We start from the raw sequence: 23,484 nt of genomic DNA, 5'->3' as shown, positions 1-23,484 counted from the left end.
ACCAACATGGCAGGACTTCGTCCCGGCTCGCCGCTTCCCGAATCCATCACCGTGCACGAGCAGTCGCGCGTGCTGGAAGTGGGCTTTTCCGACGGCAAGGTCTTTCGCATTCCGTTCGAGCTGATGCGCGTGTATTCACCGTCTGCCGAAGTGCAGGGCCACGGCCCCGGCCAGGAAGTGCTGCAGACCGGCAAGCGCAACGTCACGCTGGTCGACCTGGAGCCCGTGGGCAACTACGCCGTCAAGCCGACCTTCTCCGACGGCCACGACAGCGGCATCTTTTCGTGGGATCTGCTGTATGAGCTGGGCGCGAACGAGGCGCAGCTCTGGGCCGAATACGAATTCCGCCTGAAGGCCGACGGCGCCGACCGCGACACCCCCATGCCCGAGAAAAAAGGCCATGGCCACGGTCATGGCTGTGGTGGTCACTGACGCGGCCTTTGGCTTCTGCGTCACAATCCCGGCATTCTTCTTCAAGTCCCATACGGGCGCGTGGTTGTCCCTGTACGCCTGCTGCCCGTGTGCCTAGCATCGCATCATGAGCAACACACATTTCGGCTTCCAGACCGTTGACGAGAAGGACAAGGCGCGCCACGTGCGCGGCGTGTTCGATTCCGTCGCCTCCAAATATGACGTGATGAACGACCTCATGTCCGGTGGTCTGCACCGCGCATGGAAGGCCTACACCGTCATGGTCGCCAATCTGAAAGAAGGCAACCAGGTGCTCGACATCGCGGGTGGCACGGGCGATCTGGGTCTGGCGTTCTCCAAGAAAGTCGGCCCGACCGGCACGGTGATCCACACTGACATCAACGAAGCCATGCTGCGCGTGGGCCGCGACCGCCTGATCAACAAGGGCATCGTGCTGCCGACCTTGGTCTGCGACGCGGAAAAGCTGCCGTTCCCCGACAATCATTTCGACCTCGTGAGCGTCGCGTTCGGTTTGCGCAACATGACGCACAAGGACGAAGCGCTCAAAGAGATGAACCGGGTGCTCAAGCCCCGTGGTCGTCTGATGGTGTTGGAGTTTTCCAGAATCGCCAAGCCGCTCGAAAAAGCCTACGACTGGTATTCGTTCAGCGTGCTGCCCCGCATCGGCAGTATGGTCGCTGGCGATGCCGAGAGCTACCGCTACCTGGCCGAGTCCATCCGCATGCATCCGGGCCAGGAAGAGCTCAAATCCCTTATGAAGCAAAGTGGCTTCGGACATGTGGACTATCACAATATGACTGGCGGGATAGTGGCGTTGCATGTTGGAATAAAGTGCTGAACGAACCCATGAGCTGAAATTCAACAAGCGCTGATGAGCAAAGGTGAAGGGGAGAGTGCACAACTAAATGGAGAACGGATGATGAAACTGTGGTCTGTAGTCTTGGTCGCGATGCTGGTGGTCTTCACCCACGCCGACGCCGATGCGAAGCGCATGGGTGGCGGCAAGTCGATGGGCAAGCAATCGTCGAATGTCACGCAACGTGAGGCAACACCAGGCGGCGCGCCTGCTGCCACTCCCGGTGCCCCCGCACAAAACGCTGCCACGGCAGCCCCTGCACGCCAGCCCGGCGCTGCAACCCCAGCTGCCGCCGCACCCAAGAAGCCTTGGGGCGCAATGCTCGGCGGTCTGGCCGCGGGTCTGGGCCTGGCATGGCTCGCCCACTCGCTGGGCATGGGTGAAGGCTTTGCCAACATCCTGATGATCGCCCTGCTGGCCATGGCGGCGTTCTTCGTCATCCGCCTGATCATGCGTGCGCGCAGCGGCGGCAACAACCAACAGCAGAACAACAATGCATCGCCATTCGCGTTCCAAGGTGCTGGTAACGCAAGCCCCGCGCAAGCCGAAACCCCACGTCAGTACAACCCTGACAAGATCGGCAACGACGCATCGGCCCGTCCGTTCGACCACAGCAACATGGCCTTCACGCCTGCTGCTGGCGCAGCTTCTGCAGGCGGCGCACTGGCCGGTGGCTCGATGATCGGCGCAGGCCTGTCCGGTTCGCAGAACTGGGGCGTGCCCGAAGGCTTCGACACCGAAGGCTTCCTGACGGCAGCCAAGCGCAACTTCATCACGCTGCAAGGCGCCTGGGACCGCGCCGACATCACGACCTTGCGCTCGATGATGACCGACGACATGGTCTCGGAAATCCGCTCGCAGCTGAACGAACGCGAAGCCAACCGCACGGCAGGTCAACCCAACCAGACCGACGTGGTGATGATCGAAGCCCAACTGCTGGGCATCGAGGATATGGGCGATGCCTACATGGCCAGCGTCGAGTTCTCGGGCATGATCCGCGAGGAGCCATCGGCTGGTCCTAGCCCGTTCCGTGAAGTTTGGAACATGACCAAGCCTAAGAGTGGCCAGAGCGGCTGGCTGGTTGCCGGAGTTCAGGCGCTGCAATAACCCTTCGTTATTGATCGCTGGTTTTTTGGACGCCTTTCCCTGCTTTGTGGGGGAAGGTGTTTTTTTTTGCTCTTGCTGGGCGGTTGTTTGCAGAGGCCGGGTGTTCGCCCCGGCGGGCGAGTAACTTTTTGCTGCGCCAAAAAGTCACCAAAAATCGCTTTTGAAGTCCCACGATATAACTCTCTTCGCGCTGCGCGCTCCGCTCGGACAAATATCGTGAGTCAGACCAAAAGCTGGGGAGGGCGCTGCTGCATTCTGCGATGCAGCAGCGGAGGCGCGAGTCTCGCGACGGAATGATCTTGGTTGGTGGGCGTTGAATCGCGAGTCAAATAAATTCGCCACAGCGCTTATGCCTTGGCATCTCGCGCAGTCGCGAGATGCAGCACGAGCAACGCGAAGTGCCGTAACGCACCTCTTATGAAAACACTGACTCGCGGCGGTTGCCCGAACGGCGCGACGCAGTCGCAAAGTGAGTTCTGCCGCGGGTATTGAAAAGCGATTTTTGGTGACTTTTTGGCGCAAGCAAAAAGTTACTGCCCCGCCGGGGGCAGTCCCGGCCTCTGCCCTCAAACCAACAGCAAAAAACAAAAATCAAAAAGACAAAGAGGGCTTTTGAAGGGCAATCAGCCCCTCAACCCATCCCCCCTCTGTCAGTTCAGGGAATAATTGAGGGGTTATGACCCCAAAGACCCCTTTCAATTTCCTGGATGGTTTGTTCGAACGAGTAGCGGCCGGACCTCAACCTCCGGAATGGCTGGTGCACGAAGTGCAGCACCGCGCTGTGCTGTTCCTCAATCACGTCCTGATGCAAGAGCCCGAAGCCATGGAGCGTCTGGGCAACCAGAGCGGGCGCGTCGCGCGCGTGCAGTGGCGTGCGTATTCGATGACGCTGCAGGTCACGCCGGCGGGCTTGCTCGATCTGGCACCGGCGTCCGCCATGCCCGATCTGCGCATCGAGGTGGCCGATGCCTCGCCGTTTGCCATTGCCCAGAGCGCCATGCGTGGCGACAAGCCGACGATCCTGATCGATGGCGATGTGAAGTTCGCGGCCGAGATCAACTGGCTGGTGGACAACGTGCGTTGGGATGTCGAGGAAGACCTGGCGCGCGTGATCGGTGATGCGCCTGCGCACGCCGTCGCTACTGTTGCGGGTCGTGTGGCTCAGGCGCTGCGCAAGTTCGTGGGCTCCATGCCGTTTTCGCGCGGAGACGTTTGAGCGCCATGAGTCGTATTTTTCGCGGCGTCACGATTGTCTGGACCTGCCTGAGCTATGGGCTCGATGAGCTGGTCCTCAACAGTTTTCGGAACCCGGTGCTGAGTCGCATTGCGCGGTTCACCAACTTCGGGCGCAAGCTGGATGCGCCGCGCGGGCAGCGGCTGCGCGAGGCGCTGGAGAGTCTGGGGCCGATCTTCGTGAAGTTCGGTCAGGTGCTTTCCACGCGCCGCGATCTGATGCCGCCGGACATCGCGGACGAACTGGCCCTGCTGCAGGATCGCGTGCCGCCGTTCGATCCGAACGTGGCGGTGGAGACCATCGAGCGCTCGTTTCGCAAGTCCGTGGACGAGGTGTTCGTTTCGTTCGACCGCGTGCCGATCGCCAGCGCCTCGATTGCGCAGGTGCACTTTGCGGTGATCCGCAACCGCGATGGCGTGGAGCGCGACGTGGCTGTGAAGGTGCTGCGTCCGGGCATGCTGGGCGTGATCGACAAGGACATCGCGCTGATGCGCATGATGGCCGGCTGGGTGGAAAAGCTCTCCAGCGACGGCAAGCGCCTCAAGCCCATGCAGGTGGTCGCCGAGTTCGACAACTATCTGCACGACGAGCTCGACCTGATCAAGGAAGCCGCCAACGCCGCGCAACTGCGCCGCAACATGGACGGGCTGAATCTGGTCGAGATTCCCGAGGTGTTCTGGGATTTCTGCCACCCGCAGGTGCTGGTGATGGAGCGCATGAACGGCGTGCCGATCAACCAGGTCGAGAAGCTGCGCAATGCGGGCGTGGACATTCCGAAGCTCGCGCGCGATGGCGTGACGATCTTTTTTACGCAAGTGTTCCGCGATGGTTTCTTTCACGCGGACATGCACCCCGGCAATATCCAGGTGAGTCTGGAGCCCGAGACCTTCGGGCGCTACATCTCGCTGGATTTCGGCATCGTCGGATCGCTCACCGAATTCGACAAGGAATATCTCGCGCAGAACTTCACCGCGTTCTTCCGCCGTGACTACAAGCGCGTCGCCGAGCTGCACATCGAAAGCGGCTGGGTGCCGGCAACCACGCGCGTCAACGAGCTGGAATCGGCGATCCGTTCGGTCTGCGAGCCATACTTCGATCGTCCGCTCAAAGAGATTTCGCTCGGCATGGTGCTGCTGCGTCTGTTCCAGACTTCGCGCCGCTTCCAGGTGGAAATCCAGCCGCAGCTTGTGCTGCTGCAGAAGACGTTGCTCAACATCGAAGGTCTGGGTCGCCAGCTCGATCCCGAACTCGATCTGTGGAGCACGGCCAAGCCGTTTCTGGAAAAGTGGATGCTCGACCAGATGGGCCCCAAGCGCGTGTGGCGCGAGCTGGTTTCGCAGGCGCCGCTGTACGCCAAGATGCTGCCGCAATTGCCGCGTCTGATGCACGACTATCTGCAGCAAAAGCCCAAGGATTACGGGCGCGAACTGCAGGAGCTGCTGGCCGAGCAAAAGCGCACCAATCGGCTGCTGCAACGCATCGTCTACGGTGGTGTGGGCTTCGTGCTGGGTCTGCTGGCGATGCAGATTCTGATGCGAATGCGCCATTTCTACTGATAATCCCCCTTTTCGTTTTCAACCCCTTACATCTTCAGGAGTGCCAGCGTGTTGCTCTTCATGGTGATTGCCTACCTGTTCGTCACCATCGGCATTGGCCTGTGGGCCGCCAGGCGCGTGAAAAACACCACCGACTTCGCGATCGCTGGTCGCCACTTGCCGATGTACATGATCATCACCACGACCTTTGCGACCTGGTTCGGGTCGGAGATCGTGCTGGGCGTGCCGGCCAAGTTCATCGAGGGCGGGCTGCATGCTGTGGTGGAAGACCCGTTCGGCGCGGGCCTGTGCCTGATCTTCGTGGGGCTGTTCTTTGCGGGCAAGCTGTACCGCATGACGCTGCTCACCATCAGCGACTACTACCGCGAGCGCTATGGCCGGACCATTGAAATCGTCTGCTCGCTGATCATCATGCTGAGTTATCTGGGCTGGGTGTCGGCGCAGGTCACGGCGCTGGGGCTGGTGTTCAATCTGCTGTCGGGCGGTGCCATCAGCATTCCGTGGGGCATGACCATCGGCGTGCTGTCGATTCTGGTCTACACGCTCTGGGGTGGCATGTGGTCGGTGGCGGTGACCGATTTCATCCAGATGATCATTCTGGTGGTCGGTCTGGTGATTCTGGCCTGGTTCGCGAGCGACATGGCGGGCGGCGCGGACAAGGTGATCGATCTGGCGACCAGCCGCGATCTGTTCAAGTTCTGGCCCGAGCCGACCTGGCATGAAATCATCTTCTTCTTCGGCGCTGCCATCACCATGATGCTGGGCTCGATTCCGCAGCAGGACGTGTTCCAGCGCGTGATGTCGGCCAACTCCGAGAAGGCCGCCGTGCGAGGCACGGTGATCGGCGGCACGGCCTACATCTTCTTTGCGTTCGTGCCCATGTTCCTCGTGGCGAGTGCGCTCTTGATCATGCCCGCCGAGACGGCCGCGCTGCTCAAGGACGATCCGCAGAAGGTGCTGCCCACGCTGGTGATGGACAAGATGCCGGTGGTCATGCAGGTGCTGTTCTTCGGCGCGCTGCTCTCGGCCATCAAGTCCTGCGCGTCGGCCACGCTGCTGGCCCCGAGCGTGACGTTCACCGAAAACATCTGGCGTCAGTTCCGCCCCGAGCAGGTCAGCGACCGCGAGGTGCTGCTCACCATGCGCATCAGCGTGCTGGTGTTTGCGGTGTGCGTGCTGGCTTACTCGATCAAGATGGAAGGCACGCCGATCTACGAACTGGTCTCCAGCGCCTATCAGGTGCCGCTGGTGGGGGCATTCGTGCCGCTGGTGTTCGGCTTGTACTGGAAGCGTGCCAGCACTCAGGGCGCGATTGCCGCCGTGGTGCTGGGCATTGGCGTGTGGATCGTGTTCATGGCGACACCGGCGCTCAACACCGCCTTTCCGCAGCAGCTCGCAGGTGTGCTGGCGGCCATGTTCGGCATGATCGCGGGTTCGCTCATGCCCCAGGTGATCTCCAATGCCCATGCGGGTCATCACAAGGTTGCCGGAGTGGAACAAGCGGCGCAATGAGGGGAATAGGTAGCAACGCCTATAATTTAGGGTTTTGCAAACCAGCTCCTTTCGGTTTCCATGCCTATTTACGCCTACAAATGCGCCTCCTGCGGCTTTGCCAAGGATGTCCTGCAGAAAATCGCTGATGCGCCGCTCACCCAGTGTCCTGAGTGCGGTGCCGAGGCGTTCTCCAAACAGCTGACGGCTCCGGGCTTTCAGCTCAAGGGAACGGGCTGGTACGCCACCGATTTCAAGAACAGCGGCAGCGCTCCCAAGCCAGCCGAATCCAAGTCTGCGGGCGGTGAATCCGCGTCGGCACCTGCTGCCGACGGCGGCGCGGCTCCAGCGGCTGCTCCAGCCCCGGCACCTGCGGCTGCGGCAACCGAAGCGAAGGTCTGAACCCCATCATGATGTCTGCTTTTAGACGCTGGTTGCTGACGGGTCTGCTGGTGATCGTGCCGGGCGTGATCACTGCCTGGGTGCTGAACTGGATCGTCTCCACGCTCGACCAGACGCTGCAGATCCTGCCGGGCGACTGGCAGCCGGACAAGCTGATCGGCGTGCACATTCCCGGTTTCGGCGTGGTGCTCACGCTGCTGATTTTGCTGCTCGTCGGCGGTCTGGCCAGCAACTTTGCAGGCCGCAAGCTGGTGCAGTGGGGCGACAGCCTGGTCAGCCGCATTCCTGTGGTGCGTTCGATCTATTCGAGCGTCAAGCAGGTGTCGGACACGCTGTTCTCCGAAAGCGGCAATGCGTTTCGAACCGCCGTGCTGGTGCAATGGCCTCGCGAAGGGGTGTGGACGGTGGCGTTCGTGACTGGCGCGCCCACGGGCGAAGTGGCCGCCTATCTGCGCGACGAATTCGTCAGCGTGTACGTGCCGACCACGCCGAACCCGACCGGTGGCTATTTTGTGATGATGCGCAAGAGCGACTGCATCGAGCTCGACATGAGCATCGATGCCGCGCTGAAATACATTGTGTCGATGGGCGTGGTGACTCCGCCCGACCCGATCGCTCACGAATCCAAACAATAAACAAACATGCAATAGACGCGTCCCAAGAGGGCGCAGGAAGTTAGACCATGGCAATGCGTACCGAATACTGCGGTCTTGTGACCGAAGCCCTGTTGGGCCAAACCGTGACTCTGTGCGGCTGGGTGAATCGTCGCCGCGACCACGGCGGCGTGATCTTCATCGACCTGCGCGACCGCGAAGGCTATGTGCAAGTCGTGTGCGATCCTGATCGCCCAGAAATGTTCAAGGTCGCCGAAGACCTGCGCAACGAGTTCTGCGTGCAGGTCAAGGGTCTGGTGCGTGCACGCCCCAATGGCACCACCAACGACAAGCTCAAGAGTGGCCAGATCGAAGTGCTGTGCCACGAACTGAACGTGCTGAACCCATCGGTCACGCCTCCGTTCCAGCTCGACGACGAAAACCTGTCGGAAACCACGCGCCTCACGCACCGCGTGCTGGACCTGCGCCGTCCGTACATGCAGCGCAACATGATGCTGCGCTACAAGACCGCCATCCAGGTGCGCAACTACCTCGACAAGCTGGGCTTCGTCGACATCGAAACCCCCATGCTCGGCAAGAGCACGCCAGAAGGCGCGCGCGACTATCTGGTGCCAAGCCGCGTGCACGATGGCGAATTCTTCGCGCTGCCGCAGTCGCCCCAGCTCTACAAGCAGATGCTGATGGTGGCTGGCTACGACCGCTACTACCAGATCACCAAGTGCTTCCGCGACGAAGACCTGCGCGCTGACCGTCAGCCGGAATTCACGCAGATCGACTGCGAAACGTCGTTCCTGAACGAAGAAGAAATCCGCGCGATCTTCCAGCAGATGATCAAGGAAGTGTTCCAGCAGCAACTGAACGTCGATCTGGGCGAGTTCCCGATCATGACGTACCAGGACGCGGCTTTCCGCTTCGGCTCCGACAAGCCCGATCTGCGCGTGAAGCTCGAATTCACCGAACTCACCGAAGTGATGAAGGACGTGGACTTCAAGGTGTTCTCCACTCCCGCCACCACCAAGGGTGGTCGCGTGGTGGCCCTGCGCGTTCCTGGCGGCTCGGAAATCTCGCGCGGCGAGATCGATTCGTACACCGACTTCGTGAAGATCTACGGCGCCAAGGGCCTCGCATGGATCAAGGTCAACGAAGTGGCCAAGGGCCGCGAAGGCCTGCAGTCGCCCATCGTGAAGAACCTGCACGACGCAGCGATCGCTGAAATCCTGAAGCGCACTGGCGCTCGGGACGGCGACCTGCTGTTCTTCGGTGCCGACAAGGAAAAGATCGTCAACGACTCCATCGGCGCACTGCGTCTGAAGGTCGGTCACAGCGAGTTCGGCAAGAAGTCCGGCCTGTTCGAGAACAAGTGGGCACCGCTGTGGGTGGTGGACTTCCCGATGTTCGAACACGACGAAGAAAACGACCGCTGGGCCGCCGTGCACCATCCGTTCACGTCGCCCAAGGACGGCCATGAAGACCTCATGGACACCGATCCAGGCAAGTGCATCGCCAAGGCCTACGACATGGTTCTGAACGGCTGGGAACTGGGCGGTGGCTCGGTGCGTATCCACCGCGCGGACGTGCAGAGCAAGGTGTTCACCGCGCTCAAGATCACGGAAGAAGATGCCCGTGCCAAGTTCGGCTACCTGCTGGACGCGCTGCAATACGGCGCGCCTCCACACGGTGGTCTGGCCTTCGGTCTGGACCGTCTGATCACGCTGATGACCGGCGCTGAATCGATCCGTGACGTGATCGCCTTCCCCAAGACACAGCGTGCTCAGGACCTGCTCACGCAGGCTCCATCGCCCGTCGACGAGAAGCAACTGCGCGAACTGCACATCAAGCTGCGCAACGTGACTCCTGCTGCCCAGTAATCGGTTCAGCAATCGGCTCAGTCATCGATTTTTCGAAACTGTCAGCAGAAAACGGTATAACGCCAAGGCCTTCGGGCTTTGGCGTTTTTCTTTTTCAGACAACGATTGTTTTTGCGAGGGAATGCATGAAGTTTTCGACTCGGATGTCTACACCCGTTCGTGCGGGCGCTGCCATTTGCGCTGGTGCATTTGTCGTGCTGTCGCTCACGGCCTGCGGCGAGAAGAAGACGGAACTCGGTCAGGGCGGCTCAGAGGTCACCGGCTCGGCGGGCCCGGCTGGTGCGCAGAACGCCAACCCGACGCTCGAACGCTGCGATCAGCCGATTGCCACCGTGGCGCTGCTGGAAAATCCGCGCGGCTACATCATGCCTTCCACGGTGAATCTGCCGCCCACGCCCGTGCCGCTGGTGAAGCTGCTGATGCAGCAAAGCGGCTGCTTTCGCGTGGTCGATCGTGCGGGCGGCCTGCAGGGCACGATCCGTGAAGGTGAACTGCGCGATTCGGGCGTGCTGCGCCCCAACGGCACGGTGAGCAAGGGCAAGGGCTACGAGGCGCAGTACACGATGACGCCGAGCCTCACCTTCAGCGAGCAGGACGCGGGGCGCGGTTTGGCAGGCATCATCGCGATGATTCCGGTACTGCGCGATATTGCAGGCCTCGCGGGCGTGGCCGAGCAGGTGAAGTTCAAGGAGGCGCAGACCGCGCTGTTTCTGACCGACAACGAAACGACCGAGCAGGTGGCGGCATCGACCGGCTCGGCACGCGCGACCGATCTGGGCGTGGGCGGCTTTGTGCTGGGCAAGATCGGCGGTGGCGCGGGCATGGGCTGGAGCAACACCAACGAGGGCAAGGTGATCGCGGCGGCCTTTTTGCACTCGCACAATCAGCTTGTGCATCAGCTGCGTCTGCTGCAGGAAAAGGAGCTGCCGCCGCCCGTGGCGACCAAGCCGCTGGCCGGTTCGGCAAATCAAGCCAAACGCTGACAGCGCCCTGTCGATCCCACGGAGCACAATGAAAGATCAGTTGTTGAAACCATGAGTGATTCGAGCGCTTTGTCCGTTGTTGCCGCATCCCCACGCTGGAAGATTCCCCTGTCGGTGCTGGTCGTGATCCACACGCCGGATCTGCGGGTGCTGCTGCTCAGGCGTACCGGCGGCACGGGCGAGACCGGCGAAGGCGCGCGCACGGAGTTCTGGCAGTCGGTCACCGGCAGCAAGGATGCGGTCGATGAAGCGTTCGCTCTCACAGCGCACCGCGAGGTGCTGGAGGAAACGGGCATCGACAGCCGGGCTGGCGGGTGTGTGCTGCGCGACTGGAACTTGGAGAACGTCTACAGCATCTATCCCCAATGGCTGCACCGTTACGAGCCGGGCGTGCGCGAGAATCGGGAAAGAATTTTCAGCCTGGAGGTGCCGCTGGGCACGCAGGTGGTATTGAATCCTCGCGAACACACTGCATATGAATGGTGGGACTGGCAGGACGCGGCCGAACGCTGCTACTCGCCGTCCAACTCCGAAGCCATACTGTGGCTTCCCCGATTTGTCTGACGATGACTACTGAAATCCAGAGCAACGTGCATCACGCGCAGGAAGTGCATTCGGACATTCTGCGCGTTGCCACCTACAACATCCACAAGGGAGTGCAGGGCCTCGGTCCGGCGCGGCGTCTTGAAATCCACAACCTCGGGCTGGCCGTCGAGCAGCTTGATGCCGACATCGTGTGTCTGCAGGAAGTGCGCAAGATGAACCGCAAGGAGGCACAGTACTTCGACCGGTGGCCCGACGTGTCGCAGGCCGAGTACCTTTCGCCCGAAGGTTACGAGGCGGTCTATCGCACCAACGCCTACACGCGCGATGGCGAGCATGGCAACGCGCTGCTCTCGCGCTGGCCGGTGATCGGATCGAGCCATGAGGACATCTCGGACCATCGCTTCGAGCAGCGCGGCCTGCTGCATGTGGAGATTGATTTTCAAGGCCAGCGCGTGCACGCCATCGTCGTGCATCTGGGGCTGATCCACGACAGCCGCATCCGCCAGATCGCGCAGATCCACCGCTTCATCGAGCGCGAAGTGCCCAAGGGTGCGCCGCTCATCGTGGCGGGCGACTTCAACGACTGGGGATTTCAGATCAAGCGCATGCTCGCGGGCTTCGGGCTGTTCGAGTACGACGAAGGTCCGCGCTCGAACACCTACCCGGCGCGCCTGCCGCTTGCGCAGCTCGACCATGTCTACGTGCGTGGCCTGCATCCGACGGGCTTGTATGTGCCCAACGGGCGCATCTGGTGGCGCATGTCGGATCACTTGCCGTTGATCGCGGAGTTCCGTCTTTGAGCCCGGCAGCGACCGGCAAACGCATCGAATACCTGCCCGGGCATGATGTCCGGTTGCTGCAGGGCACGCAGGAATTCTTTCCCGCGCTGATCGCCGACATGGATGCGGCCGAGCTGTGCATTCAGTTCGAAACCTACATCTTCGACATCACCGCCACCGGCGAGAGCGTGGCCGATGCGCTGATCCGCGCGGCAGCTCGCGGCGTCGATGTGCGCGTGGCGGTCGATGGCTTCGGCACCGGCCCCATCCCCAAAGCATTGCGCGACAAATTCGAGGCCGCAGGCGTGCAACTGCAGGTGTTCAACGCCGTGGGCCCCATGTTGTCGATGTTGCTGCCCAAGCGTTGGCGCAGGCTGCACCGCAAGCTGTGCGTGGTCGATGACGAGGTCATGTACTGCGGCGGCATCAACGTGCTCGACGATTTCTACGATCCCAATCACGGCGCGCTGGAGTTTCCGCGCTTCGACTTTGCGGTGCGCGCGCAAGGGGCGGTGGTCGATCAGGCATCCGACAACATGGACAAGCTCTGGTGGCGCATGCGTGCGGTGCAGGACGTGCGCAAGCGCCGTCTGACCAAGGCGATGGCCGATCTGAAGGCCGCAGGGGCGGCGCAGGGCGCAGCCAAGCGCTCGGCCGCCAAGGTCAAGGGCATGCGTGCGGCGCTGCTGTTTCGCGACAACCTGCGCAATCGCGCGCGCATCGAGAAGGCGTATCTGCGCGCCATCGGCAGCGCGCGGCAGGAAATCATCATCGCCAATGCCTACTTTCTGCCGGGCCGCAAACTGCGCCGCGCGTTGATTCTTGCGGCCAAGCGCGGGGTGAGCGTCAAGCTGCTGCTGCAGGGGCGTTATGAATACTTCATGCAGTACCACGCATCGCGGCCGGTCTATGGCGCGCTGCTCGATGCGGGCGTGCAGATCTTCGAATACGCACCGAGCTTTCTGCACGCCAAGGTCGCCGTGATCGATGCCAATGGCGACAAGCCCTGGGCAACGGTCGGCTCGTCCAATCTGGAGCCGCTGTCGCTGCTGCTCGCGCGCGAGGCCAATGTGGTGGTCGAGGACGCCGCTTTCGCCAAGGACCTGCGCAAGCATCTGGTGCGCGCCATGGAGAACGCCGGTCAGCAGATGGATGCGAAGGCCTTTGCCAGCCGTCCGCTGCGCCAGCGCGTGCTCGATCATGTGGCTGCGGCCATCATGCGCAGCCTGATCTGGGTGACCGGCAACAGGTACTGAATACGGTGCTTTGATGCTATTGTTTGTATAGCTATTGAAGGTTATTTGACAAGCCATGAGGCGATAAGTGCCGTCCCGCACTGTGGACTCCAATCGCTGTTACTATCCCGATATGTCACAAATCCCTGACGCCCCCAACGCAGAACCGCTGAACGCCCAACCGCAGGCTGACGAAGGCACTCCCGTATCCGTGAAGATTCGCGAACGTCTGGCTGCGGCGCGCAAGCGTTTCAATGCCAACGACAACATCTCCGAATTCATCGAACCGGGCGAACTGGAAAGACTGCTCGACGAGGTCGAGGTGAAGATGCAGGGCGTGCTCGACAGCATGGTCATCGACACCAAGGGTGACCACAACACGCACAACACCGCGCGCCGCGTCGCGAAGATGTACATCAACGAGGTGTTCCGCGGCCGCTATGTGGAGCCGCCCACGATCACCGAGTTTCCGAATGCGGAGCATCTGAACGAGCTGATGATCGTCGGCCCGATCACCGTGCGCAGCGCCTGCAGCCACCATTTCTGCCCGGTCATGGGCAAGATCTGGATCGGCGTGCTGCCCAACGAGCACACCAACGTGATCGGTCTGTCGAAGTACGCGCGTCTGGTGGACTGGGTCATGGGCCGTCCGCAGATCCAGGAAGAGGCCGTGGTGCAACTGGCTGACCTCATCATGGAAAAGACCCAGCCCGATGGTCTGGCCGTGGTGATGGAGGCTTCGCACTTCTGCATGTCCTGGCGCGGTGTGCGCGAGATGGACAGCAAGATGATCAACTCGGTGATGCGTGGCGTGTTCCTCACGAACCCCACGCTGCGCCGCGAATTTCTGTCACTGATTCCCGGAAGGAAATGAGCCATGCTGGTGCGTTTGCTGTATGTGAGCCGTGCGGTCGACACTTCGCCCGCGGCGATTGAAGCCATCCTCACACAATCGCGTTCGCACAATCCGGCGAGCGGCATCACGGGTGTGCTGTGCTACGGCGGCGGCATCTTCCTGCAGGCCATCGAAGGCGGTCGCTCCACGGTGAGCGAGCTGTTCGGCAGCATTCAGGCCGACATCCGCCACAAGGACGTCGAGCTGCTGTCGTTCGAGGAAATCTCCGAGCGCCGCTTCGGTGGCTGGACCATGGGCCATGTGAACCTCGCCAAGCTCAATCACTCGATCGTGCTGAAGTACTCCGAGCGCCCCGAGTTCGATCCTTACTCCACATCGGGCAAGGTGTCGTTCGCGCTGCTCGAAGAGCTGATGGCAACGGCCTCGGTCATCGGTCGCGCTTGATTTTTTTCGTTTCCTGTTTTCTCCCTCCATCTCTCGATCCACGCTGATCGGTGAGATGGCAAAGCGCTCGGGATGGGCGCTTTTCGTGAACATGCCTGCAAGCACTCCAACAAAGAACAACGCATGTCATTGACCGCCTTTGGACTGATCATTCTCGCGGGCCTGATCCACGCGGGATGGAACATCGTGGCCAAGCGCGCGGGCGGTGACTCGCGCTTTGCCTTCTTCACGTCCGTTCTCAACATGGTGATCTGGGCGCCGCTCGGCTGGTGGCTGGGCCGCGACGTGGTGCCGTTGTGGGGCGCAAAGGAATGGGGCATCGTCGCGCTCAGCGGCGTGCTGCATGTGCTGTACTTTGTGGTGCTGCTGCGCGGTTATCGCAAGGCCGATCTCACCGTGGTCTATCCGCTGGCGCGCGGCACGGGGCCGCTGCTGTCGTCGATGGTGGCGATCACGTTTCTGGGCGAATCGCTGTCCGCACTCGGTGCGCTGGGCATTGCGGCGGTGGTCGGTGGCGTGTTCCTGATTGCGGGTGGCGTGAACCTGCTGCGCACGGCGGCCAAGGAGCAGAGCGCTCGCACGCGCATCCACAAAGGCATGTTCTACGGCGTGCTCACGGGCGTGTTCATCGCGTCGTACACGGTGGTCGATGGCTATGCGGTGAAGATCATGCTGCTGTCGCCGATTCTGGTGGACTACATGGGCAACATCCTGCGCATCCTGCTGCTCGCTCCGGTCGCGCTGCGCAAGCCCGCCGAGCTGAAGGTACTGTGGAAGCAGCAGTGGAAATACGCGCTCGCCGTGGCTGTGGTGAGCCCCGTGGCCTACGTGCTTGTGCTCTATGCGATGCAGCACGCACCCATGTCGCACGTGGCTCCGGCGCGCGAGGTCTCGATGCTGTTTGCCGCTCTGATTGGCGGCCATCTGCTCAAGGAAGGCGACCGCAAGGCGCGCATTTTCGGCGCCGTATTGATCGCAGCGGGCGTGACTGCGCTGGGCCTGGGTTGACGCCATGAGCACGCAGCCGCAGCAACTCATCGGCTGCGATTTTTCGAGCGCTCCAACGCGCCGCAAGCCCATTGTTTTGGCGCGTGGCGAATGTGCCGGGCAGGGCGTCAGACTCCTCGCCATCGAGCGCTTCGAGAGCCTTGACGCGTTTGCCGAATGGCTCGCACAAGCACAGCACTGGGTGGGTGGTTTCGATCTGCCTTTTGGTCTTCCGCGCGAGTTGGTTGAACATCTGCTGTGGCCAACGCAATGGGACAAATGCATGGCGCATTACGCATCGCTCAGCCGCCTGCAGATTCGTGATTTTTTTGCTGCGTTCTGCGCAGCCAGACCGGTGGGCCGCAAGTTTGCGCACCGCGCCACCGATGGCCCTGCGGGCTCCAGTCCTTCGATGAAATGGGTGAACCCGCCCGTGGCTTTCATGATGCATGCGGGTGTGCCTCTGCTGAGGCAGGCGGGTGTTCATCTGCCGGGCTTGGAAGAGGGCGACCGCAGCCGCGTGGCGCTGGAGGCTTATCCGGGCTGGTTGGCGCGCCAACTCATTGCGCGGGCCAGCTACAAAAGCGATGACAAGGCCAAGCAGACACCTGAACGTGCGGCGGCGAGAAAGCAACTGGTGAGCCTGATCGAGCAGCCCTTGGCCATGCTCGATGGCCTGCATGTGCTGTTGAGCGAATCACAACGCCAGTTGCTGGAGACCGATGCCAGCGGCGACAGTGTCGATGCCGTGCTGTGCATGCTTGCGGCGGCTTGGGCGCATCGTCAGCATTTGGCCAGACATGTGAATCATGGCCTGCCTGCGCAGATGGATTCGCTGGAAGGCTGGATCGTCGGCGTGCCGTTCAGTCGAGATGAATGAGCACGGACTGCGCGGATTCGAATTCGATGTGGCTCTGCAGGTGATCGGCCAGACACAGCAGGCTGAGGTGGTCGATGGCGGGGGTGTGACGCACTCCCGCGCCCAGCATGCAGTCGTCCGGCGCGCTGGTCGATGGCATCAGGCCTTCGCTTGACACGCGAATGCGGTCTGCGAGCGGCGTGGTGGTGATGCGCTCGGGCGTGTTGCCTGCACCTTCGGCCAGATGGTAGATGCTGGCCAGCAGCAAATACATGAGCGGCTGGGGCTTGAGCGGTTGCGTGGGCCAGCCCGCATCACTCGCATCCGGCAGCGGCGATTGGTCGATGTTGCGCAGCGCGAGAAACGGCCTTGCCAGCGCCCAGATCTCGCCCAGCAAGGCGCGGGAATCGAGCAACTCGTGCGTGGGTTTGTCCCAGTGCCGAAGTCTGCGCAGACCGTTGCTCAGTTCGGTGACACCGGCTTCCAGCGACTGGGTGCGCTGCAGGATCGCATCGCGTTCGATCTGCTCGCCGCCGTTGTCCAGCTTGCGGGCGATGACGGCCAGCCCCATGCGCAACACCGACACCGAGCCCGCCAGATCGTGGCGCAGCGCGGGCAGAGTGCGCGAGAGAACGGAGTGCTGGACGCCCGCAGCGATCCAGACGTTGGCTTGATGGGTTTCGATCTTGTTCATGGAGGCAGGCGATGCAATGTTGCTGCATGTAACACGCGGCAAATGGCATTCTGCGGGATGGAAAGCGTGGCCCGCAAGACCTTCCCGTCAACGCCCGGGCTTGTCCTACAGCGCAGGCGCTGCGCGGTCAGCCGACCAGTGCTTGATAGGCCGCGCGGGTCTCGGGCGAGACCGATTGCACGAGCTGCTCGTGCGGCGTTTTGTTGCGCGCCAGCATGCGCGCCGAGGCGACCGATTTGGACTTGCAGTACCAATGGCAACTGTGCTGCATGAGCAGGATTTCGGCGGTCATCATGAACGCCTTGTCGCGCGGCGAGCGGCCTGCCTCGTTGCGAATCACGCGCTCGAAGCCCTGGGCGTGGAGCTGCACGGCCTTGCGCATGTCGAAGGTGCTGCCGGGCATGAGCTGCGTGGCGAACGGCAGACTCACGGGCAGCTTGCTCACGCGGGCCATGGGCTCGCTCACCTTCTGGAAAGAGGCGGCAAAGCGATTGAACTGGCTCACGAGCGACTGTTCGTTGTCGCTGAGCAGCGCGAGCACCTGCAGGCGGCGCTCGTCTTCCTTCTCGCCCATGGCACGCAGGTAGCCTTGCGTGAGCGCCTCGATGTGCTTTTCGATCTGGAACGGCTGCAGATGTTCGGCGAGTACGGCGATGCGTTGGCGCTGCTGCTTGGCATTGATGAAGTAGGAGGCCGTTGCCGCAAGCAGCACCAGAAGAATCGGGTCCATGGAGGTGTGGATAGAGATGAAAGGGCGGCGCAGGTCGGTTGAAGGCCACATGCGCGCGAGCCCTCTATTGTGCGACGGCTGGCGGCGGGGCATGCGCCAGTTCGGTGCAGAATGCAGGGGTTTTTGCTTGAACGCCCATCATGCCGACCCTTCAGACACTGATCACCTTCTTTGGCGTAGCCGTTCTACTGGGCCTGAGCCCCGGTCCGGACAACCTTTTCGTGCTGCTGCAATCGGCGCAGCGCGGCTGGCGCATGGGCATTGCGGTGGTCGTGGGGCTGTGCCTGGGCATCATCGTGCACACCTCGGCCGTGGCGCTGGGGCTGGCGGCGGTGTTCGCCGCGTCCGAGATGGCGTTCACCGTGCTCAAGTGGTGCGGCGCGGCCTATCTGGTCTATCTCGCCTGGGGCGCCTGGCGTGCGCCGACCAGCGTGAAGGACGATGGTGACGATCAGCCCAAGCGGACTGCACAGGCCGCATCCGCTGGCGACTTCATGCGCATGGTGATGCGCGGCGTGGTGATGAACCTCACCAACCCCAAGGTGCTGATTTTCTTTCTGGCGTTTCTGCCGCAGTTCGCCAATCCGGCGCTGGGCCCGGTCGCGCCGCAGATCTTCGCTTTCGGCGCGGTGTTCATCCTCGCGACGTTTCTGGTGTTCGGCGCGATCGCGATCTTCTCGGGTGTGTTCGGCAAACTGCTGCTGAAGTCGGCCAAGGGCCAGTGGTGGCTCAACAAGATTACCGCGCTGGTCTTTGTGGGACTGGCGGTGAAGCTGGCCACATCGCAGCGCTGATCGATCAGGCGAGCGGCGGTGGTTCGGGCCATGCGCGCTGCTCGCCGCGCATCTGCTCGAACGCGCGCGATGCCTTGAGCACGCCCAGATCGTCAAAGCGCGCACCGGCAATCTGCAGGCCAATGGGCAAGCCGCTTTTCGTGTAGCCGCAATTGACGGACGAGACGGGCTGCTCCGACATGTTGAACGGCACGGTGAAGCCGATGTGCTCCAGCGGCTTGAACGGATCGTTGGTTGGCGAGGCCCATTCCGCCGCGAACGCCACATGCGGCGCGACGGGCGAGATCACGTAGTCGAACGCATTGCAGGCCCTGACCGTGGCCACGCGCGTGAGGTGGAACTGCTGGCTTGCATCGAACACCTGCTTGCCCGAAAAGTCGGCCGCACTTTCGGCCCAGGTGCGGATGTAGGGCAGCACTTTTTCGCGGCGTTCGGCGGGCAGCAATTGCATGTCGGAGAACGAACGCATGCGCCAGAAATGGTCCATTCCCGCAAGCATCTCGGGCGTCATGAAAGGCTTCATCGAAGTGACCTGCGCGCCAGCGGCTTCGAGCAGCTTCGCGGCGGCTTCGATGCCTTGACGCACTTCGTCATCAAGCGGCAATCCGCAGCCCGCATCCAGCAGCAGACCAATGCGTTTGCCTTGGAAAAATGCGGGCGTCGCGGCTTCGGTTTCATGCCAGGCGATGTTCTGTGCAGGCAGGCTCATGCTGTCGCGCGCATCGGGTTGCGAGAGCACCTGCATCATGAGTGCAGCATCGGTGACGGTGCGCGTCATCGGGCCTGCGGCGCGGCCGGTGTAGGGCGGATCGATGGGCACGCGACCGAGGCTCGGCTTCAACCCGAAGATGCCGCACCAGCTTGCGGGCAGGCGGATCGAGCCGCCGATGTCGGTGCCGATATGCAGCGGGCCATAACCGGCTGCGGACGCTGCGCCCGCACCGGCGCTGGAGCCACCCGGCCCCTTGCTCAGATCCCACGGATTGCGCGTGAGCGCATGAAAGCTCGACAGGCCGGACGACAGCATGCCGTAGTCGGGCATGGTGGTCTTGGAGAAAAACACCGCGCCCGATTCGCGCAGACGTGCTGCGGCGGGCGAGTCCGTCATCGACGGAAACAGCTCCACCGCAGCCGTGCCCAGCGGCATGGGCTCGCCCTTGGTGGCGATGTTTTCCTTGATGGTGACCGGCACGCCGTCGAGCAGACCGGTGGGCGCGTTCTTCATCCAGCGCGCTTCGCTGGCCTTGGCCTGAGCGAGCGCGCCTTGCGGGTTCAGCAGATAGGTGGCACGCAGTTGCGGCTCCCATTGCGCCACGCGGTCCAGCACGGATTGCGTGACCTCGACGGGCGAGAGTTGGCGGGAGCGATACGCGGCCAGCAGTTCGCTGGCGCTGAGGTCGTAGAGGGCAGCAGACATCAACCAGATCTTTTCAAACGAGGACGACGAAACTTCGACACGGAACGAGTCGCGCTGCGCACCACCATGGTGTCCAAGCGCACTCAGCGGCAAGCAACCGCAAACATCATGCCCACGCGAGCGCGGACAGGTCGTTGACGAACACCGGCATGTCCTTCCACAGACCGCGCAGGTTCTTGTTGGCCACCGTGACCCATTGTGGCTGGTAGAGGTAGACGCTGGGCACTTCCTCGGCCAGCATGCGCTGCGCGTCACCGAGCAGGCGCGCGCGGTCGGCAGGGCGCTCGGCGGTCTTGATCTTCTCGTAGAGCGCGTTGAACTTCTCCGACTGGTAGCCCCAGTAGTAGTCGGGCTTGGTGTAGTTGTTCAGGTCGAACGGCTCGACGTGCGAGACGATGGACAGGTCGTAGTTCTTGTTGGTGTAGGTGCCCGAGAGCCACTGCGCCCATTCCACATTCTGCGTCTTCACGACGATGCCGATCTTGGCGAGTTCGGCGGTGATCACCTCGCCGCCCTGGCGTGCGTAGGGCGCTGGCGGCAGCGTCATCGTGAGTTCGAGTGGCGTCTTCACGCCCGCTTCGGCCAGCAGCTTCTTGGCTTTTTCGACGTCGTACGGATTGACGCCCGTGGTGTCGACATAGCCGAATGCGCCCGGCACGTAGTAGCTGCCGATGGGTGCGCCGAGGCCGTCGGCAGCACCCTGGATCACGGACTTGCGGTCGATGGCGGCGGCGATGGCGCGGCGCACGCGCACATCGTTCAGCGGCTTGCGTGCGTTGTTCATCGCCAGAATCGTCTTGGCGCGCGAGCCGCTGATGACCACCTGGAAGCGCGGGTTGGCCTTGAACTGCGCCACGCTGCGCGGCGTGATGCGCGGGAACGCGTCCACGTCGCCCGCGAGCATGGCGGCGACCTGCGCGGCCGGATCGGGAATGAAGCGGAAGGTGGCGCGCTTGATCTTGACGTTCGCTGGTTGGCGGAACGTGGGCGATGCGCCCAGCGTGATGGACGAGCCCCGCGCCCACGCGTCGAGCTTGTAGGGGCCGGTGCCCACGGGCTTGGTGGCGTTGGTCGCGGAGCTCTTGGGCTCGGTGATGATGGCGGTGGCCTGGCCGAGCACGAACAGCAGGTCGGGATCGATCTCGCTGTTGATGAGCACGATGGTGCTTTCATCGACCACCTTGGCGGACAGGCCAGCGAAGGTGCGCTTGTCCTTGTTGGTGCTCTTGTCGCCGCCCGCGCGGTCAAACGAGAACTTCACGGCGCTTGCGTTGAACGGCTCGCCGTTCTGGAACTTCACGTTCTTGCGCAACTTGAAGGTGTAGGTCTTGAGATCGGGCGAAACCTCCCAGCTCTCGGCCAGCAGCGGCGACACGCTGCCGTCGGCGTTGATCTTGGTGAGCGTTTCGTAGATGTTGTAGAGCGTGATCTCGGCAATCGAAGAAGCCGCACCGGCCGTCGGGTCGAGCCCCGGTGGTTCCAGCGTGAGTGCCAGCGTGACCGAGTCCTTCTTCGCTTGCGCGAGCGCGGACAGCGGGGTCATCAAGGGCACGGCAGACAGTGCGCCGGACGCCAGAACGGTGCGACGATTCAACATAGATGGGGGTCTCCAGAAGGTTGCAGGCAGCCGCGCCCGAACCGGGCACGCTGCGTATCAACCGTGTTTTACTACATCGAGAGGCCTTGTGCATCCTGCCATGCACGCAAGGCGCGTCCGGAGTGCGGAATCAGGCGGCGCGGCGTGCGGCGCGGCGTGCACGTGCGAGACCCGGCGCAATCTGCGGAACGGCCTGCACCAGCGCCTGCGTGTAGGGATGCTGCGCGTGTGTGAACAGCTCGGCGGGCGTGCCACGCTCGACGATCTGGCCCTGGTGCATGACGACGACTTCGTCGCACAGATGGCTCACCACCGCGAGGTCGTGGCTGATCAGCAGATAGCTCAGGCCCGATTGCTGCTGCAGGTCCTGCATGAGATTGAGCACCTGCGCCTGCACCGACACGTCCAGCGCGCTCACGGGCTCGTCGGCGATGATCAGGCGCGGCTTGGTCATCAGCGCGCGTGCAATCGCAATGCGCTGGCGCTGACCGCCCGAGAACTCGTGCGGAAACTTGTCGACATCGGTGCTGCGAAGTCCGACCTGCGCGAGCACTTCCGCAGCGCGCTCTTTCATCTCGGCCTTGCTCGCACGTTCCAGCGCAGCCATGGGTTCGGCGACGATGCGCTCGACCCTCTGGCGCGGATCGAGCGAGCCGTAGGGGTCTTGAAACACCATCTGAAAATCACGTCGTGCGGCGCGCAGATCCTCAGGCGACATCTGGTGCAGATCGCGCCCGAGCAGTTGCACGCTGCCGGATGTGGGTCGGTCCAGCGCCATCACGAGACGCGCGAGCGTGGACTTGCCGGAGCCTGATTCGCCGACCACGCCGAGGCTTTTTCCAGCTTGCAGCGTGAGGCTCACGCCGCGCAGCGCATGCACTTGTTCACGCGGTCCGAACAACGAAGAACGCGGCAGGTCGTAGCTGCGCGTGAGTTCATTCACCTGAAGCAAAGGGGTGGTGTCGCTCATGCGGAAACCCCGTTCGTCGCTTCGATGGCTTCGGCGCGGATGCAGCGAACCTCGTGGCCTGCTTCCAGCGTCTGCGGTGCGGGCTTTTGGCTGGCACAGGCATCGATGGTGAATTCGCAGCGGCCCGCGAAAGGGCAGCCTTTGGGCAGATCGACCAGTTCGGGCACGGTGCCGCGAATGGTCTGCAGCCGCGCCTTGTGCTGGCCGAGCTCCGCCATGCGCGGGCGTGCCGCGAGGAGGCCGCGCGTGTAGGGATGGGCCATGTGATCGAACACCTGTTCGGTCGTGCCGCTTTCGACGACCGTGCCGCCGTACATCACGAGCATGCGGTCCACGTTCTGCGAGATCACGCCGAGGTCGTGCGAGATGAGGATCAGCGACATGCGGCGCTCGTCCACCAGATCGGCAATGAGATCGAGGATCTGCTGCTGCACGGTCACGTCAAGCGCCGTCGTGGGTTCGTCGGCAATCAGCAGATCGGGGTTGCAGGCCAGCGCCATCGCAATCGTGATGCGCTGGCGTTGCCCGCCGGAGAACTGGTGCGGATAGGCATCGAAGCGCTGCGCGGCCTGCGGAATGCCGACGCGGTCGAGCAGGGCGAGCGCGCCTTCGCGGGCCTGCTTGGCCGAGAGCTTCTGATGCAGCCGCAGCGGCTCCGCGACCTGGTTGCCGATGGTGTGCACGGGGTTCAGCGCGGTCATCGGTTCCTGAAAAACCATGGCCATGCGGTGGCCGCGCAAGGTGCACATCTGTTTATCGGAAAGACCGAGTAATTCCTGTCCATCGAATCGCACGCTGCCTTGCGTTCGCGCGGATTCGGGCAGCAATCCCATGAGCGCCATGGCGGTGATGGACTTGCCGCTGCCGGATTCGCCAATCAAGCCCAGCATCTCGCCGCGAGCGAGTTTGAAGCCCACATCGCGCACGGCCTGCGCCGGGCCGCGATGGGTGTCGAGCGTGATGCCAAGGCCCGAGACTTCGAGCAGTGGTTGGGTGGATGGTTGATCGTTGTGGTGGTTCATCGCATGTCACC

The 23,484-nt window shown here is 62.5% G+C and carries 25 protein-coding genes; 19 read left to right on the top strand and 6 right to left on the bottom strand.

Annotated elements, in window-relative coordinates; all coding sequences use genetic code 11:
* Positions 1 to 6: 6 nt before the first annotated feature.
* The 18 genes from G7048_RS05430 to G7048_RS05345 all read left to right on the top strand — a co-directional run bounded on the left by G7048_RS05430 (position 7) and on the right by G7048_RS05345 (position 16,270).
* Positions 7 to 432: a gamma-butyrobetaine hydroxylase-like domain-containing protein gene (locus tag G7048_RS05430; RefSeq protein WP_166067157.1), complete on the top strand. Its 426-nt coding sequence runs from the start codon at positions 7 to 9 to the stop codon at positions 430 to 432.
* Between the two features lie 106 nt (positions 433 to 538).
* Entirely contained in the window at positions 539 to 1,270 is a 732-nt protein-coding gene (ubiE, locus tag G7048_RS05425; RefSeq protein ID WP_166067156.1) for a bifunctional demethylmenaquinone methyltransferase/2-methoxy-6-polyprenyl-1,4-benzoquinol methylase UbiE, read from the top strand.
* Between the two features lie 78 nt (positions 1,271 to 1,348).
* The gene (locus tag G7048_RS05420) at positions 1,349 to 2,395 is read left to right on the top strand and encodes a Tim44 domain-containing protein (protein ID WP_166067155.1); all 1,047 of its coding nucleotides are present in this window, start codon (positions 1,349 to 1,351) and stop codon (positions 2,393 to 2,395) included.
* Positions 2,396 to 2,864: 469 nt separating this feature from the next.
* Positions 2,865 to 3,011 carry a hypothetical protein gene (locus G7048_RS05415; protein WP_166067154.1) on the top strand — a complete coding sequence of 49 codons (147 nt, stop codon included), beginning with the start codon at positions 2,865 to 2,867 and terminating at the stop codon, positions 3,009 to 3,011.
* A gap of 60 nt (positions 3,012 to 3,071) precedes the next feature.
* The gene (locus tag G7048_RS05410; RefSeq protein WP_166067153.1) at positions 3,072 to 3,611 is read left to right on the top strand and encodes a hypothetical protein; all 540 of its coding nucleotides are present in this window, start codon (positions 3,072 to 3,074) and stop codon (positions 3,609 to 3,611) included.
* A 5-nt stretch (positions 3,612 to 3,616) separates the two neighbouring features.
* Positions 3,617 to 5,185: a ubiquinone biosynthesis regulatory protein kinase UbiB gene (gene ubiB, locus G7048_RS05405; RefSeq protein ID WP_166067152.1), complete on the top strand. Its 1,569-nt coding sequence runs from the start codon at positions 3,617 to 3,619 to the stop codon at positions 5,183 to 5,185.
* 48 nt (positions 5,186 to 5,233) lie between these two features.
* Entirely contained in the window at positions 5,234 to 6,697 is a 1,464-nt protein-coding gene (locus G7048_RS05400; protein WP_166067151.1) for a sodium:solute symporter family protein, read from the top strand.
* 60 nt (positions 6,698 to 6,757) lie between these two features.
* Positions 6,758 to 7,078, top strand: a complete 321-nt coding sequence (locus tag G7048_RS05395; protein ID WP_166067150.1) for an FmdB family zinc ribbon protein — start codon at positions 6,758 to 6,760, stop codon at positions 7,076 to 7,078.
* A gap of 11 nt (positions 7,079 to 7,089) precedes the next feature.
* On the top strand, positions 7,090 to 7,713 hold the full coding sequence (locus G7048_RS05390; RefSeq protein WP_166070813.1) for a DUF502 domain-containing protein: 624 nt from the start codon (positions 7,090 to 7,092) through the stop codon (positions 7,711 to 7,713).
* A gap of 47 nt (positions 7,714 to 7,760) precedes the next feature.
* On the top strand, positions 7,761 to 9,560 hold the full coding sequence (aspS, locus tag G7048_RS05385; protein WP_166067149.1) for an aspartate--tRNA ligase: 1,800 nt from the start codon (positions 7,761 to 7,763) through the stop codon (positions 9,558 to 9,560).
* A 143-nt stretch (positions 9,561 to 9,703) separates the two neighbouring features.
* Entirely contained in the window at positions 9,704 to 10,543 is an 840-nt protein-coding gene (locus G7048_RS05380; RefSeq protein WP_166067148.1) for a CsgG/HfaB family protein, read from the top strand.
* A 51-nt stretch (positions 10,544 to 10,594) separates the two neighbouring features.
* Positions 10,595 to 11,107, top strand: coding sequence for a dihydroneopterin triphosphate diphosphatase (gene nudB / locus G7048_RS05375; RefSeq protein WP_166067147.1), 513 nt, complete (start codon positions 10,595 to 10,597; stop codon positions 11,105 to 11,107).
* Positions 11,108 to 11,109: 2 nt separating this feature from the next.
* The gene (locus tag G7048_RS05370) at positions 11,110 to 11,889 is read left to right on the top strand and encodes an endonuclease/exonuclease/phosphatase family protein (RefSeq protein WP_166067146.1); all 780 of its coding nucleotides are present in this window, start codon (positions 11,110 to 11,112) and stop codon (positions 11,887 to 11,889) included.
* On the top strand, positions 11,886 to 13,124 hold the full coding sequence (gene clsB, locus G7048_RS05365; RefSeq protein ID WP_240933176.1) for a cardiolipin synthase ClsB: 1,239 nt from the start codon (positions 11,886 to 11,888) through the stop codon (positions 13,122 to 13,124). Before G7048_RS05370 ends, clsB begins: the two co-directional genes overlap by 4 nt.
* A 112-nt stretch (positions 13,125 to 13,236) precedes the next feature.
* Positions 13,237 to 13,977 carry a GTP cyclohydrolase I gene (folE, locus tag G7048_RS05360; protein WP_166067145.1) on the top strand — a complete coding sequence of 247 codons (741 nt, stop codon included), beginning with the start codon at positions 13,237 to 13,239 and terminating at the stop codon, positions 13,975 to 13,977.
* A 3-nt stretch (positions 13,978 to 13,980) separates the two neighbouring features.
* Positions 13,981 to 14,403, top strand: coding sequence for a BLUF domain-containing protein (locus tag G7048_RS05355; RefSeq protein WP_166067144.1), 423 nt, complete (start codon positions 13,981 to 13,983; stop codon positions 14,401 to 14,403).
* A 123-nt stretch (positions 14,404 to 14,526) separates the two neighbouring features.
* Entirely contained in the window at positions 14,527 to 15,411 is an 885-nt protein-coding gene (locus G7048_RS05350) for an EamA family transporter (RefSeq protein WP_166067143.1), read from the top strand.
* A gap of 4 nt (positions 15,412 to 15,415) precedes the next feature.
* The gene (locus G7048_RS05345; protein ID WP_166067142.1) at positions 15,416 to 16,270 is read left to right on the top strand and encodes a DUF429 domain-containing protein; all 855 of its coding nucleotides are present in this window, start codon (positions 15,416 to 15,418) and stop codon (positions 16,268 to 16,270) included.
* Here the strand turns inward: G7048_RS05345 and G7048_RS05340 are convergent.
* Positions 16,254 to 16,943 carry a hypothetical protein gene (locus G7048_RS05340; RefSeq protein WP_166067141.1) on the bottom strand — a complete coding sequence of 230 codons (690 nt, stop codon included), beginning with the start codon at positions 16,941 to 16,943 and terminating at the stop codon, positions 16,254 to 16,256. The genes G7048_RS05345 and G7048_RS05340 overlap by 17 nt on opposite strands.
* 127 nt (positions 16,944 to 17,070) lie before the next feature.
* A complete protein-coding gene (locus G7048_RS05335; protein ID WP_166070811.1) occupies positions 17,071 to 17,673 on the bottom strand; it encodes a hypothetical protein in 603 nt (200 codons plus the stop codon).
* A gap of 140 nt (positions 17,674 to 17,813) precedes the next feature.
* Here G7048_RS05335 and G7048_RS05330 point away from each other — a divergent pair, with 140 nt between their 5' ends.
* Positions 17,814 to 18,467 (top strand): LysE family translocator, encoded by a 654-nt coding sequence (locus tag G7048_RS05330; protein ID WP_166067140.1) that lies wholly within the window; start codon positions 17,814 to 17,816, stop codon positions 18,465 to 18,467.
* Positions 18,468 to 18,471: 4 nt separating this feature from the next.
* Here the strand turns inward: G7048_RS05330 and G7048_RS05325 are convergent, their stop codons facing one another.
* From G7048_RS05325 to G7048_RS05310, 4 genes are all read right to left on the bottom strand, one after another.
* Positions 18,472 to 19,884 (bottom strand): amidase, encoded by a 1,413-nt coding sequence (locus tag G7048_RS05325; RefSeq protein ID WP_166067138.1) that lies wholly within the window; start codon positions 19,882 to 19,884, stop codon positions 18,472 to 18,474.
* 106 nt (positions 19,885 to 19,990) lie between these two features.
* Positions 19,991 to 21,481: an ABC transporter substrate-binding protein gene (locus G7048_RS05320; RefSeq protein WP_166067137.1), complete on the bottom strand. Its 1,491-nt coding sequence runs from the start codon at positions 21,479 to 21,481 to the stop codon at positions 19,991 to 19,993.
* A 130-nt stretch (positions 21,482 to 21,611) separates the two neighbouring features.
* The gene (locus G7048_RS05315; protein WP_166067136.1) at positions 21,612 to 22,451 is read right to left on the bottom strand and encodes an ATP-binding cassette domain-containing protein; all 840 of its coding nucleotides are present in this window, start codon (positions 22,449 to 22,451) and stop codon (positions 21,612 to 21,614) included.
* On the bottom strand, positions 22,448 to 23,473 hold the full coding sequence (locus G7048_RS05310; protein WP_166067135.1) for an ABC transporter ATP-binding protein: 1,026 nt from the start codon (positions 23,471 to 23,473) through the stop codon (positions 22,448 to 22,450). The genes G7048_RS05315 and G7048_RS05310 overlap by 4 nt, the downstream gene beginning before the upstream one ends.
* Between the last annotated feature and the right edge of the window lie 11 nt (positions 23,474 to 23,484).

The organism is Diaphorobacter sp. HDW4B, assembly GCF_011305535.1.
Taxonomy (GTDB): Bacteria; Pseudomonadota; Gammaproteobacteria; order Burkholderiales; family Burkholderiaceae_C; genus Diaphorobacter_A.
The sequence above is the reverse complement of the archived record's forward strand: the minus strand, read 5'-3'. Positions and strand labels throughout refer to the sequence as shown.

Coding starts and splice junctions, on each gene's coding strand:
- G7048_RS05330 (WP_166067140.1), top strand. CDS start 17,814: ATGCCGACCCTTCAGACACTGATCACCTTCTTTGGCGTAGCCGTTCTA.
- G7048_RS05315 (WP_166067136.1), bottom strand. CDS start 22,451: ATGAGCGACACCACCCCTTTGCTTCAGGTGAATGAACTCACGCGCAGC.
- G7048_RS05320 (WP_166067137.1), bottom strand. CDS start 21,481: ATGTTGAATCGTCGCACCGTTCTGGCGTCCGGCGCACTGTCTGCCGTG.
- G7048_RS05410 (WP_166067153.1), top strand. CDS start 3,072: ATGACCCCAAAGACCCCTTTCAATTTCCTGGATGGTTTGTTCGAACGA.
- G7048_RS05310 (WP_166067135.1), bottom strand. CDS start 23,473: ATGAACCACCACAACGATCAACCATCCACCCAACCACTGCTCGAAGTC.
- G7048_RS05420 (WP_166067155.1), top strand. CDS start 1,349: ATGATGAAACTGTGGTCTGTAGTCTTGGTCGCGATGCTGGTGGTCTTC.
- aspS (WP_166067149.1), top strand. CDS start 7,761: ATGGCAATGCGTACCGAATACTGCGGTCTTGTGACCGAAGCCCTGTTG.
- G7048_RS05355 (WP_166067144.1), top strand. CDS start 13,981: ATGCTGGTGCGTTTGCTGTATGTGAGCCGTGCGGTCGACACTTCGCCC.
- ubiB (WP_166067152.1), top strand. CDS start 3,617: ATGAGTCGTATTTTTCGCGGCGTCACGATTGTCTGGACCTGCCTGAGC.
- G7048_RS05390 (WP_166070813.1), top strand. CDS start 7,090: ATGTCTGCTTTTAGACGCTGGTTGCTGACGGGTCTGCTGGTGATCGTG.
- folE (WP_166067145.1), top strand. CDS start 13,237: ATGTCACAAATCCCTGACGCCCCCAACGCAGAACCGCTGAACGCCCAA.
- G7048_RS05380 (WP_166067148.1), top strand. CDS start 9,704: ATGTCTACACCCGTTCGTGCGGGCGCTGCCATTTGCGCTGGTGCATTT.
- G7048_RS05395 (WP_166067150.1), top strand. CDS start 6,758: ATGCCTATTTACGCCTACAAATGCGCCTCCTGCGGCTTTGCCAAGGAT.
- G7048_RS05370 (WP_166067146.1), top strand. CDS start 11,110: ATGACTACTGAAATCCAGAGCAACGTGCATCACGCGCAGGAAGTGCAT.
- ubiE (WP_166067156.1), top strand. CDS start 539: ATGAGCAACACACATTTCGGCTTCCAGACCGTTGACGAGAAGGACAAG.
- G7048_RS05325 (WP_166067138.1), bottom strand. CDS start 19,884: ATGTCTGCTGCCCTCTACGACCTCAGCGCCAGCGAACTGCTGGCCGCG.
- G7048_RS05430 (WP_166067157.1), top strand. CDS start 7: ATGGCAGGACTTCGTCCCGGCTCGCCGCTTCCCGAATCCATCACCGTG.
- G7048_RS05340 (WP_166067141.1), bottom strand. CDS start 16,943: ATGAACAAGATCGAAACCCATCAAGCCAACGTCTGGATCGCTGCGGGC.
- nudB (WP_166067147.1), top strand. CDS start 10,595: ATGAGTGATTCGAGCGCTTTGTCCGTTGTTGCCGCATCCCCACGCTGG.
- G7048_RS05335 (WP_166070811.1), bottom strand. CDS start 17,673: ATGGACCCGATTCTTCTGGTGCTGCTTGCGGCAACGGCCTCCTACTTC.
- G7048_RS05350 (WP_166067143.1), top strand. CDS start 14,527: ATGTCATTGACCGCCTTTGGACTGATCATTCTCGCGGGCCTGATCCAC.
- G7048_RS05345 (WP_166067142.1), top strand. CDS start 15,416: ATGAGCACGCAGCCGCAGCAACTCATCGGCTGCGATTTTTCGAGCGCT.